Raw genomic sequence first — 12527 nt, 5'->3', positions numbered from 1 at the left:
TTGTTTAGGATTAATGTTTTGAGCGAATAACCTTTTCGCTCATTTGCGTCCATAAGGGTGCTTGGTGTTGAACCACTTGGGATCTTGATCCGCAATCAAAGGGTTTTCCGGTCCGCCAAAAGGTGTGACACGACCAGGCACTTCTGGGATAGATTTGAGGTACTCGATCAGTGCAAAACGCTCATTGGGTGTGAGTTCAGGTCCGATAATGCCTGGACCCTTACCCTCAGCAAACAAATGACCTTCGTTTGAATTACCAATCAGGCTGGTATCAAACAGAAATCCATCTTTGCTTTTTTCTGTATCCAATCCAAGTTTGACGGGATCAAACTCGCGATTGATATAAAACGTTTTGGAACGCTCTGATTGCGGAGAAAGTAATTCGTACATATTCGGAATGGAACCGTTATGTAAAAACGGAGCTGTAGACCAGGCACCATCGCGTGGTGCAGCTTTATAGCTATTCACGGGCGGGGTTAAATCAACGCTTGCATCGATGAAGCCATTCATATCGAGAATTTCGTCGGGAGTAAAAGGGCCTGCTTGCTTTAACGCATACTCAATCATCGGTTTTTCCAGAGCATCGAATAACTCACCGGCGGTGACAACCGATTTACCTTGCAGTTTGTCGGCAAGATGCTTGGTCAGTATTGATGGCTTTTGATTAAATAAAATGCCTAATAAGTGTTGCTTATCAGTGCCGACAATGTCTTGTGGAACCATCGCATTTTCAATCATTCTGACACCTTTGGCGCGCGGAGCGCTCCAGCGGTATGGGTAGGCTGTGTGGCACTCGATACAGTGCTTTTGGAATAGATTGGCGCCATCTTTTACCCGCGCGGGATCCAAATTGCCTAGTATTTTTTCAGGCCATGCGGGTGGTGCGAGGCGTCGAATAGATTGTTCTATTTCAATGAGTCCTTTTAAATCGATTGTGGATTCAACTTCGTTGAAGTTTTTTTGAGATGCAGAAAGATCGTACCGAGCGAATACGCCAAGCACTTCGCTGAAGTTTCTGAGAAGGGGGTTGATGGCCACCCCTGACCATTCGACCCAGGCAGACTGCGGTGTATTCCACAAGAAAGGTGGCTTGACCGGGGCCAATGCTGGACGGGCATTTTCACTAATACCTGTGTGAATAGCAATGACTGTGTTGCTTTCTTCAGTAAAGGCATCTGTTCGTCCCGGTCCAGGAGCATGTGGCACCACGACAGATTCACTGAGTTGAAGTCTGATGAATTCAGCATCCGCTTTTAATCTGGCTTTTAAGTCAATTTCATCAACAGGACTGCGTTCTCTAATACGACTGGCAAGTGATGCAAAGAGAGCTGGATCTTTGAGCGGTGCATCGACTGAGCGTGAAAGTGTTTGCAACCATTGCAATAAGTCAAACCGGCTGGCGTTACCACCATCGATTCTAATTTGTGAACCTTTGTACTGAATCTGATTTGTATGGCAAGCCGCACAGGTTAAACCGGCGTAAGTGCCCCTAAGTGTTCCGGAGGTCACAACTGATTTCGCGACGCCCACCGGCAGATCGTCAGGGTTGGCTTGTTGGTTGAATGGTTCTAACAGTAGCCCCATACGGTCTGAATTTGAACGAGAGTTAAATAGCTCATTTGTACCAGGGAGCGTCAGCGCAAGATAAATATCGTAAGAAAGGAGCGCGGACCCCTGGGATTTCCAGTAAAAATTTGCTCGATCTTTAGCAGTCCATGCTTGATTGAGGTAAATAATTTCTGACGGTGTTTTGATTTCCTGTGCGCTGACAGAATAAAACGGTAACAGCAGGACTAGAAAAATTGCAGGTAATTTATATTTAATAAAGTTTTTCTTATTAGGGCTAAACATTAAAAATTACCTATTTGATCTGTTTCAGAGCTTGAGCTGTCAAAGCACTTGGGTTTGTTGTAGGATCTGCATTTTTAAGATCCAACGAACGTAAACAACTTTGTAAATTGTAAAATACAAGCTTTTAGATAACAAAGTAAATCTTTTTTGTAGAGCCTGTAAATAATTTTGCTCTCAACGTCAGATCAAATTGAAATTTCTTACTCTTCAGCTTAACTTGCATACTCTTGATGATTGGCAAGTCAATTCAACTTTTGATTCATCCCCTGAGGCATTGCCATGCGTTTCAAATTCCCGCTCTTGCTTGCTAGCTGTATCGCACTATTGACGGCCGCATACGCACAGTCACCAGATTTCGCACACTATGGAAACTTTAAGCGGATGATGCATACCGGTGATACCAAGGGGCAGGTATTGTTATCCGCGGTCCCTTCTGCGTCTGGGGTATGGGGTGTGGGTGCTTTGGCGGGACTGAAGGGAGAAATCATTCAGGTGGACGGCAAGCTCTTGGTGAGTTTGGGTACTGATTCCAAGGGAGCGGTGCATCCTCCTGCCTCGACGGATTCCGCTGTGCTGTGGGCAAGCGGTCAAGTGACAGATTGGGACGCAGTGAAAGTGCCCACGGATATGACTCAAACACAGTTTGAAGCCTTCTTTACTGAGCAGGCGACTACAAAGAAAATTGACTTGACTCAGCCTTTTATCTTTAGAGTGACAGGAAGTTATGCGCATCTGATTTGGCATGTGGTAACCGGAGAGAGTTCGACAGGGAATCAAGGGTCGCACGGTGCGCATGGCACGGTTACCGGACAAACTGGACATGGCGGTCATGCTAATCAAAAATCAGGCATGAAACTTTTCCGAAACCCAGCGGCGACAGGTCAATTAGTGGGTGTCTATAGCGGGGACAAACTAGAGGGTGTTGTCTCTCACCCAGGTGAGAAATTTCATGTCCACTATATCGATCATGATTTGCAAGTTTCTGGTCATGTAGATCAGTACAGCGTCAAGGCAGGCTCAGTGTTGATGTTGCCCAAACTGAAGCAATAAATGCAGCATACGTGCGGTCATTAATATCTTAGGTGGCGATTGGTGCAGGAGTGACGTGCATTCGTTTACTTTTAAACCGGAGATCGGCTTGCCAAAGGTCGTAAGCTGATTGCTGAGCTAGCCAAAGACGTGCCTCACCTCCGCGTTCTATACCAAGCCACGCTTCAATTCGTAAAGCCATTTCAGGGGAAATAGCCGCATGACCGTTAATCATGCGCGAGAATGCCACACGTGAAACTCCTAGTTGTTCAGCAGCCTGAGTGATGTTTAGACCTAACGCAGGTAAAACATCGTCTCGTATTGAGAGTCCTGGGTGAGGCGGGTTGTGCATACGCTTCATTTATCATTCCTAATGGTAGTCCTGGTAATTCACTAGTACAGCGTCTGCTCCGTCAAAGGCGAATGTCATTCGCCAGTTTCCGCTTACCCAGACAGAAAAGTGCTTTTTCAATGCTTCACCCTTGAGCGGGTGTAGTTTCCAACCTGGTAGGTTCATTCCATTGGCATCTGTTGATTCGTCAAGTCTTGCAAGCATTCTCGAAAGACGGGGTGCGTGGATGGCTTGGATTCCAGCTTTGCTACCTGTTTGAAAGAAAAGTTGAAGACCTTTATGCTGGAAAGATTTAATCATTCAGATTGTATCGTGTAACGTTACGCATTGCAATTTAAATTGGGTTTTATTTTTTAGATTTTGTACAGACATTTTGGTGGGATGTCGTGATTTGCGCAATATGACAAAAATGTCACTGATCCAGACAGGCCAGTCATTGTTGTATCCTTCAAGCATTCAATATTCGTAGACAAAGGTATAAACATGCTGCTCTATGACATGACTGTAGGGATGAATCCACGACGTGTACGTATTTTTTTGGCGGAAAAGGGGCTCTCGATTCCGACGCGTCAGGTCGATGGCGTCAAGCGTGAAAACCTCACCCCAGAATTCCACGCGATTAACTCTCTCGGTAAAGTGCCGGTGCTTGAACTCGATGATGGAACGTTGCTGACTGAGTCTGTCGCGATCTGCCGCTATCTTGAGGCACTCCATCCAGAAAAACCACTTTTTGGTCGTACTGATTTAGAAAAAGCTCAAGTGGATATGTGGACCCGACGGATTGAGTTTGAAATCGTTGCTCCGATTGTCAGCCACTTTCAGCATACAGGTGAATACTGGATTGGACGCCTGCAGCAAGAGCCCATCTGTGGCGAGCATGCGCGTAACCGAGCACTTGATGCGTTTGCTTGGCTCGATCGTGAGCTGAAGGGGCGCGAATTCATCGCCGCAGATCACTACACAATCGCAGATATTGTTGCCCAGTGCGGCTTTCTAGTCGGCAAAGCGACGGGGGCTCGTATCCCGACTGAGCTCAAAGAACTCAACCGTTGGTACAGCTCTGTGGTCGCACGTCCGACTGCGAGGGCATAACTATGAACATTTCGACTGCGGCCCCAACGAAGCAGAAAGTTTGCTTGATCGTAGGGGCGGGCGATGCAACAGGGAGTGCCATTAGCGCAAAGCATGGCCCGAGAGTTTGGCCCCCAAGGCTTGCATATTGCGCATGTGGTAGTGGATGGCGTCATTGATTCAGAACGTGTTCGCAACACGCAACCAGAACGTGTTGCTGCACTGGGAAAGCAGGGCTTGCTTGAACCAGACAGTATCGCCCGTGCTTATTTATGGCTGCACGAACAAACCCCTGATGCCTGGACCTTTGAGTTAGATCTGCGACCAGGGGTTGAGAAGTGGTAGGTTAGAAAACCACTTTCTTCATTAAATCCAAGCGTTGCAAAGCCTCTTCGAGAGGTAAAGGGGATTTAGCATCTAATGCAGCAAAGGGGTTTTGCTGTGTGTATACGACCAGCAGCGAAATGAGCGTCAGCAAGAGTAAAGTAAAGTTTGAAATGATCTGCACAGGACGTTTGGAAACTGCGCTTAATGTTAAGACAATGACCGATACAGACAACAAAAAAAGAACTAATCCAAGTCTGGGGTAACCAATGTGGTAACGGCTGAACTCTACCCTGAGTAGGCGTTGTTCTCTGATTCGGTTAGTGAACGAAATGAGTTGGTTTGTTAAGGGAGGACTTAATAACAATTGATTTTGGGGATTGAAAACAATATCAGACATTTTCGTTAAAGGTCCTAGAGCAGACGACTCGCTAGTGCTTACCTTAGCGCCTGAAGAGCGCTGCATTTCAGGCCACTCTTTTTGAAGGACATCTTGTGTGTACTGTTTTAAGGTAGCCATTAATGGGTCGCCCACACGTGCATCAAGGCTTAATGAAATTCTGCCAAGCGTGCGTAGCGCATCCGCCTCGCTGATGACTGTAGCCCTTGCTTTTGCACTCACCTGTGCGACGTCGCTAAATATAAATGCGAGGCACAATGATAAAAAGATTAAGCTTCCATGATTGATGAATACAATGCCATCAAAATTGGCATTCAACTTTTTATTTAAAGACGGATGAAAAGTCACGTGTGCAATTAAAAAGGCGATTAAATAGGACAAGAAAGTTAATCCTAAGGCCAGTAATAAAAAATTTGATATGCTCATTGAAGTGTGAGCTTTCGTGAATGTCTCGTTATTTATGCATGATTTGATATGCTAGCGTCTTTGGCTTGGCGGTAGCCACCTATTCGCTTGATATGGTTCAGTAAATCTATGAAAAAAGGATGACAACTGAGCGTAGAGGCGTCACCAACCAGTAACAACTTGCGGCGGGCACGGGTCATGCCAACGTTCATGCGGCGGATGTCGGAGAGAAAACCGATTTCGCCATGTGGGTTACTACGCGTCAATGAAATCGCAATGATGTCTCGCTCCTGACCCTGGAATGAATCGACTGTGCCTACGCTTAGCATCCGTTGGAGGAGTAAATCATTTAGAGCGTCGTTTTCCTCGATGGCATCCATCAAATAATTAATTTGAGCGCGATAGGGTGCAATCACACCAATAGTGAGTGGTTTGTGTGCGTGCTCGGTTGGGTCGTAAGGTGCAAGGAGTTGAGTGAGGCGCACGAGTAGTAAGTTCGCTTCTTCGGGATTTGCCGTTGAACGGCCCTCAGAAAGAGTCACTTCAAGAAAGTCGCAACCGGCGGTGTCGAGAAACTCCACGGGTAGATTGGGTGCGAAACGCGGATCATAGGCATCCAAGCCGGCGTGACGGACACTTTGATGCGCCACCAGTTGGCCTTTGTAGAACTTCTCCGAACTGAAACCCATGATTTGTTCGTGCATGCGGTACTGCACAGTTAGCATGCGAGCAGTATCAGGCTGGCGCTTGATACACTTTTCGAAAAGGGTTTCGCGCAGACCTTCGCGGGCAGCTTGTTCGCTTTTCACTGTAGGCGGCAGCTGGTGGTGATCACCCGTCAGAATAATCCGCTGGCCTTTAGCAATCGGAATCCAACAACCCGGCTCCAAGGCTTGAGCAGCTTCGTCGATAAAGACGGTTTCAAAGCTAAGGTGTCGAATGTTACGGTTGCTGGCACCTACGAGCGTGCAGGTGACGATCTGCACTGATTCGAGCACGTCTTCGGTCATCCCGCGCTCTAACTCGTCGGCTGCTTGAAACAGCATTCGCGCTTCTTCTTTTAGCAGCTGACGCTGCTGGTGTTCTTCGAAGCCATAGTGTCGCGTTCGCTGGTTGGCGGTTTCACGATATTGGTCCGCGGTTTGGCGCATTGCACGCATCTTGCTGTAGCTGGCATGCGCCATCAAGCGAGCATCAAGCGTGTGCTGTAGCAGCAGGTCAGACACGCGGCTTGGGTTGCCCAGCCTGATGACGTTGACACCGCGTTCAGCTAACTTTTCAGTGAGCAGGTCTACTGCCGTATTGGAGGGCGCGCACACCAGCACACGCCGCTCACGCCGAACGGTTTCGAGGATGGCATGGACCAGAGTTGTTGTTTTTCCCGTGCCAGGCGGACCATGGATGATGGCGACGTCTTTCGCACTGATCACGTGGCGTAACGCTGTGAGCTGCGAGTCGTTGAGCAGGTTGGGGTACAAGAGGTCGTCGGCTTTATGCGCGCGAAAGCTGGCTTGTCGGGCTCCCAACAGGACGTCGCGTAGATGGGCCAACCGGTTTGTATGTGCGCCCATGACTTCACTGAGGGCGTTGTTCATTTCGCGGTAACTCACCTCATCAAAGGTGAGGTCAATGCCCAGCGTGCCTTTGTCAAAGACCCAGTCGGGAAGCTCATCTTTGGTGGTAGTTAGCTGTAACGTATTGCGTCGCACGCTCGTAATGACGCCGTTGAGCGTGAGACGTTCAGACACGGAGTTGGCTGGCGCATCCATGAACAGAGACGCATTTTTACCCACCTGAAACAAGTGGAGTTCCTGCCGTCTGGCAGGGCGCTCTATCTCCAATACTACTTTGCCACCAAAACCAATGTCCTCTTTGGTGATGGTGATGGGGTACCACGTGAGGCCGCGCTTGCGACGCTCCTTGATGCTGGCACTAGTGTTTCGGAGCTTAAATTGAGCTTGGTCTTCTTTTTGCTCAAGTTGCATGAGTGCACGCACGTGACGTAATTCATGTTCAACAGTGCGAGGGTCGGTGGGGAAAGCGTCGATGTCAGCCAATGGAGTAGGTGTTATTCAATCAAATATAACTATCCATTGCATTTTAAACGCTTAAAAGCTTTGAGCCTATGATTTGAGCGCGATAAATACGATTTGTGTTTTGGGGATTTGGAATCCCCACTCTCCTTTGGGCTGGACTTGGGCTGCCTTGCCTACCATTTGGAATTCGAATCGCACTGTGGGATAGTCTTTTAATGAAACAAAGCCTTTTCCTCTCACGGTGTTAGGCGAGAGTTCGTTTAAGACTGTTTGAAATTCGGCCTCAGACATTGGAACTGAAGAGCTGTAGTTCCAGCTCTTGAATAGCTCATTTGCCGGCGTATTGGATGTGTCTTTTTGATCAATCTCTACAGCGGCTCGCTGAGTACCTAGCAATAAATCTAGATTAAGAATCTTTAGATAATCATCGACGATCACAGCGCCTGCATTCATTTCCCGAACTAATTCTTTAGCATCGTTGATGTTTGTCGCGCAGGCCCGCTCAGTTTTTGTCAGCATGACAATGCCCGAATAGCGAAGCTGTTCTCTAATCAGCCTAAGTTCTGTAGGTTGATAGGTTGAGAGATTTTCGCAGTCGAGCATTGAGATGATGAGATCGAGCGAGGCAAAAGGACGCATCGCCTCGTCACTCAAAATCTTTGCGACTTCACCCGGATCGGTGACGCCTGACGCCTCGATCACAATCGCCTCTGGTTTGACATCGCGCTTTAATACTTTCAAGATTGCGCTTTGCATACCCATGGCCAATGAACAACAAATACAGCCATTTTGCAAGGCAACGACATCATCGACGCTGTCTTCAATAAGACTTGCATCGATGTTGATGGCTCCGAAGTCATTGACCAAAACTGCAATTTTTCGTCCATTTGCTTCTGAAAGCAGACGATTGAGATAGGTCGTTTTTCCGGAACCCAAATAACCACCAATCAAGATGATGGGTATGGGTAGCGAAGGATGGTGGAGATCAGAAGACATTTATACAGTTTGATTTATGCAGTAACAGGTCTTCGGATGGGCTTGCCAGGACGTGCTTTCGTGTCGAGTCTGCCTTGATCAATAACGGGTGTGCCATTGACAATGACGTAGGACATTCCTGCAGAAGTGAGCGTGGGATCGACATAGGTGGCTCGATCCGAGAGTTGCTCCAAGTCAAACACCACAATATCCGCATTAGCGCCAACTTTCAGACGACCTTTTGAGGCCATTTGGGGTGTGGACTTTTCAAGTGTTTGCGCGGGAATGAGGGAGACCTTACGAATAGCCTCCATCAATGAAATCTTTTTCTGCTCGCGAACGTACATCTTGATGAATTTTGTAAAACAAGCACTACTTCTTGGGTGTGAATATGCTCCCTCAGGTAAGGGCCATACGCCGTCCTCGATTAATTCATCATTACTAATTAACTGCCAGGGCACACTATCACTTCCGATAGAAGAGTTTGGTAATAAATTGGATTTGGCTAAGGCTTCAGCGTCTGACTGGTTTGTATCCGGACGCAAGAAGTGACAAACAATCAGATTTCCTGGTTGATCTTTTTGCATGGCGGTCATCGAATCGTCATTCAGAGGCTTACCCAAAAATTCGATGTCGGACGAAGAGATGTTGCCCATACGACCTCTCCAGTTATCTTGCCTTAAAAACTGTGAGCCGATCGGTGCGGATAAGGCACCATAGGGATAGGATTCGACGGTAATGTTGGCGCCGTTTTTCTGAGCATTTACGACTAATTCACAAATATCACCAATGTCGCGTAAAGAGCTGCTGTTCAAATGGCAGATATGCATGTGGGCGCCAGGGTTGAAGGAGAGTCCGATCAGCTCTTCAATAGCCTCGAAAGAGCTGAGCGGCTCTTCAGTGCTCATATACCGAACATGCGTATAGGTAGGCACGTCATATTTTTTTGCGAGCTCAGCAATTCTGTAGTATTCCTTGCGACCAATCGCAGGGGCATAGCCGTAGTTACAACCAATACCAATGGCGCCTTCTTTGAGTCCTTGTTCGACCAACTCAATGATTTTGTCTAGTTGCGCGTCAGTGGCCAAGTCCAATTGCCATTCAGGCTTAGCAAATGATCCGAGGTACCAGCTCACCTCAGGACTAGGCATCTCGCCTTCAATTGCCGCGATACGCGCCATCAGCGCAGAGGAGGAAACGCCGTAATTGAGCGGTCGACCACCCTGCTTGGCATAGAGTTCATAGGTTTGTGCGACGGGCAAATCACCAAGCTCCAATTCGAGAGCCGTCGTGACGCCATCAAAGGCCTGCATCCAGTTTCCGGCAATCTGAACCATTGAGTGCGCATGTAAATCAATAAAGCCTGGCGTGACATATTGACCTTTCGCTTCGATCACTCGGTGTCCCTGTAATGGTTCCTTTGAAACGGCTGTAATTTTTCCAGCTGTTACGCCAATATTGCCAGGACCGTCCCAGCCTGAGTCGGGATCGACGATGTGACCATTTTGAATCACGAGGTCAAATTTAGGGCTAGACATATTGATCTTCTCCACGTTAACGAGCATTCAGAAATTTCAGTAAATCACCACTAAATCCCTCTACACCGCCCAAGAAAATTTGCACGCCAATCGCTAGCAAAATAAATGCAAACAGACGCATGAGGACGTTTGTGCCGTTATCACCCAAAAGTCGTTGGACGTTCGAGGCTTGACTGTAGACAACATAGATCACGACTGAGAGCGCTACTAGTCCCAGCAATCCACCTGCCAAGGCAGGCAGTTCTGCGATATAGCTATAGTCATGACTATGCCGACTACCCGCCATCAAAGATATGGAAGTCGCAATAGAGCCTGGACCAATGGTAAGAGGCATTGTGAGCGGGAAAAAGACGTTGCTCTTTGAATTAACATCATTGATGCCTGCTGAATCACCCCCACTGTCCTTTGGGGAGCTTTTCTGGTTCAGCAAATTCCATCCCATGGCAATCACAACCAGACCGCCTGCGAGTTTTAATGCAGGCAAAGAAATACCGAAAAACAAAAGAAGCTCAGGGCCAATGAGCATTGACCCTAGCAACATAAAAAATGAACCGATGCTGACGCCGAGAGCGAGCTTATTCCTAACAGTCTGAGAGCAACCTTGAACCATATTAAGAAAAATAGGTCCTCCTCCCAGCGGATTGATGATGGGAAATAGGGCGGCAAATACCCCTATAAAACCAGCCACGAAAGAAGATGACATATATCACTCAAAGGAACGTTAGTTCTCAGGTGTTGAGAAAGGGATTTCAGCAAACTGTACCAACAGCAAATTATTTAAAATCTAAAGGTCACGGCCACCGCAGCCCCAAACATGTTTAGATCTACGTTCGCGTTGTTGGGCTTGAACTGGTAGTAGACGTTTTTGGCGACAAGGGACACATCACCCCAGTCATAGGTGCGACCAATTCCCAGATACGCCTGGCTTGTAAAGCTTGAGCTTTGACCACCACCAGCATCGACATAAAAAGGGACGAAATACTTGGAATCACCCAGATTCCATCTTCCCTTTACACCCGCAATGGCGGCAGTAATGTTTTCTGTACTAGTTTCCTTGAAGGACACGCCTAAAGCAGGATCTGAGATCGTCGTGCTTGCATTGAGCCACAGATATCGCGCACCAATCAATCCATCCACATATGAGGATTTCGACGCATACAGATTGAAACTTGGCGCGAGGGTGATCATTGAAAGCTTGGCGGTCGTATTCGCGTTTAAATCTGCGCGTCCAATGACAGTTGAAGTGTTTTTACCAAGATCTCCATACATCACATCCAGATAGAGACCAAACTTTGGGCTACGTGCTTCGGCGACAATCATGGCAGCCATCTTGATGTCGGATATAAGGTCGCCCGGTGTCAGCTTAATTTGACCTGTCGACAAATTGTTATGGGAGAGTGATCCCCTCACACCAAGTGCCCAAATATAAGGAGTGATGCTATAGCTCCATTGGTCTTTTAAAGAGGTGGAGCTGCTTGACGTGCTTGAAACGGGTTGTGCCGTAGCGAGCTGAGCTGCGAGGATCCCACCAATAAGAAGTGCTGTACGTAATGTCATGCTTGCGTTCCTATGATTGACTTAGGAGATAAATGATTTATTTAGGAAAAAGGAAGGTCACGCTTGCTCGAGCACCCCAGCCGGAGGGACCTCCTGGGACGCTGCTTAAGTAATAACGTGCGCCTACTAGAAATGAAACAGGGACTTCGCCGATTTTGACCAGTTTCGAAACTGTTGCATTTAAGGGGTTTTCTGCACGTCGCGTATCCCAGTTGAAAGTAGACTGGGTGTTGAGCGAATAGGTCCAGGCGCCTGGCGTAACAATAGAAACAAATGGCTGATAGAACAGATTATTAGCCGTGCCACTGACCGAACTCCCGCCGGCACTCCATGTGTTGTATGCGAGTAAACCTGCCGTCCATGGTGACTTCATCACTAAACCAACCGCGGTCAGTCCGACCCCCGTTTGTGAGGTTCCGAAATTTGAACCGGAAAGCGATGGGGTGCTGACAATAGGACCAACGCCCCATATAAATCCATTGGAAGCAGAGTTGGGTGAGAAAAAAGTTTCTACAACAATAGGACCGGTTCCGGTCCCGCTGAATCCATTGACATTGTTGAGTGATTCGAAGGTCACTATTGGTCTAACAATGTAGTTCCAGTTGTTGTTGAGCTTAAGCGGGATGACCGGCTGAACGAGCAAGGTATTACTCGTTCCTTTTTTGTCTAGCCCAATATTTGCATCGTAGTTGTATTGAAAAGGAACGGATATCAACGAAGCGACAGGGTTGGTCAGCTTTTTAGCGAGATCGCTCGTGGATGTGCTTGCGGGCTGCGCATAAGCAGAAAAGGACATTAAGCTGCACAAAATACTTGAAGCAAAAACACGAGTATTCATGATTTGAAAATATCTGAAAAAAGGGCGATTTACGCAAGTGCCACGTGTACGAACGCCATTCAATTGGACAGAGCAAAATGTCGGCCAGAATATTGATTAAATGGCGTTTTCGCGTGGTGATAGGAGCAAACGTTAAACCACTGAGTGCTTA

12 protein-coding genes and 1 pseudogene are annotated in these 12527 nt (G+C 47.6%); 3 read left to right on the top strand and 10 right to left on the bottom strand.

Going from position 1 to position 12527, the window contains the following annotated elements:
• Positions 1–39: 39 nt before the first annotated feature.
• Positions 40–1851: a di-heme-cytochrome C peroxidase gene (locus tag WBJ47_RS08530; RefSeq protein WP_422244154.1), complete on the bottom strand. Its 1812-nt coding sequence runs from the start codon at positions 1849–1851 to the stop codon at positions 40–42.
• 279 nt (positions 1852–2130) lie between these two features.
• On the opposite strand from WBJ47_RS08530, the gene WBJ47_RS08525 reads away from it, so the two are divergent.
• Entirely contained in the window at positions 2131–2901 is a 771-nt protein-coding gene (locus WBJ47_RS08525; RefSeq protein ID WP_422244155.1) for an acetolactate decarboxylase, read from the top strand.
• Between the two features lie 28 nt (positions 2902–2929).
• Here the strand turns inward: WBJ47_RS08525 and WBJ47_RS08520 are convergent, their stop codons facing one another.
• Entirely contained in the window at positions 2930–3241 is a 312-nt protein-coding gene (locus WBJ47_RS08520) for a HigA family addiction module antitoxin (protein WP_422244156.1), read from the bottom strand.
• 9 nt (positions 3242–3250) lie between these two features.
• Complete coding sequence (locus WBJ47_RS08515; RefSeq protein ID WP_422244157.1) at positions 3251–3532, bottom strand: type II toxin-antitoxin system RelE/ParE family toxin; 282 nt, start codon at positions 3530–3532, stop codon at positions 3251–3253.
• A 183-nt stretch (positions 3533–3715) separates the two neighbouring features.
• Here WBJ47_RS08515 and WBJ47_RS08510 point away from each other — a divergent pair, with 183 nt between their 5' ends.
• Together WBJ47_RS08510 and WBJ47_RS08505 are read left to right on the top strand one after the other, a co-directional pair.
• Positions 3716–4324, top strand: coding sequence for a glutathione S-transferase family protein (locus tag WBJ47_RS08510; RefSeq protein ID WP_422244158.1), 609 nt, complete (start codon positions 3716–3718; stop codon positions 4322–4324).
• A gap of 81 nt (positions 4325–4405) precedes the next feature.
• Positions 4406–4648: pseudogene (locus WBJ47_RS08505) on the top strand (glucose 1-dehydrogenase); the annotation flags it as partial.
• A 1-nt stretch (position 4649) separates the two neighbouring features.
• On the opposite strand, the gene WBJ47_RS08500 reads toward WBJ47_RS08505, so the two are convergent.
• The 7 genes from WBJ47_RS08500 to WBJ47_RS08470 form a co-directional block, all read right to left on the bottom strand.
• Complete coding sequence (locus WBJ47_RS08500) at positions 4650–5408, bottom strand: hypothetical protein (protein ID WP_422244159.1); 759 nt, start codon at positions 5406–5408, stop codon at positions 4650–4652.
• Between the two features lie 77 nt (positions 5409–5485).
• Complete coding sequence (locus WBJ47_RS08495) at positions 5486–7489, bottom strand: AAA domain-containing protein (protein ID WP_422244160.1); 2004 nt, start codon at positions 7487–7489, stop codon at positions 5486–5488.
• 66 nt (positions 7490–7555) lie between these two features.
• The gene (locus WBJ47_RS08490) at positions 7556–8464 is read right to left on the bottom strand and encodes a CobW family GTP-binding protein (protein ID WP_422244161.1); all 909 of its coding nucleotides are present in this window, start codon (positions 8462–8464) and stop codon (positions 7556–7558) included.
• A 14-nt stretch (positions 8465–8478) separates the two neighbouring features.
• Entirely contained in the window at positions 8479–10008 is a 1530-nt protein-coding gene (locus WBJ47_RS08485) for an amidohydrolase family protein (RefSeq protein WP_422244162.1), read from the bottom strand.
• Positions 9998–10684, bottom strand: coding sequence for a MarC family protein (locus tag WBJ47_RS08480; RefSeq protein WP_422244163.1), 687 nt, complete (start codon positions 10682–10684; stop codon positions 9998–10000). Before WBJ47_RS08480 ends, WBJ47_RS08485 begins: the two co-directional genes overlap by 11 nt.
• A 74-nt stretch (positions 10685–10758) precedes the next feature.
• A complete protein-coding gene (locus WBJ47_RS08475; RefSeq protein WP_422244164.1) occupies positions 10759–11538 on the bottom strand; it encodes a hypothetical protein in 780 nt (259 codons plus the stop codon).
• A gap of 37 nt (positions 11539–11575) precedes the next feature.
• The gene (locus tag WBJ47_RS08470; RefSeq protein WP_422244165.1) at positions 11576–12376 is read right to left on the bottom strand and encodes a transporter; all 801 of its coding nucleotides are present in this window, start codon (positions 12374–12376) and stop codon (positions 11576–11578) included.
• Positions 12377–12527 lie beyond the last annotated feature (151 nt).

Origin of the sequence: Zwartia sp. (genome assembly GCF_049655405.1) — a bacterium.
Classification (GTDB): Bacteria; Pseudomonadota; Gammaproteobacteria; order Burkholderiales; family Burkholderiaceae_B; genus Zwartia.
Note: the sequence above shows the minus strand (reverse complement) of the source record. Positions and strands in the feature narration are given on the sequence as shown.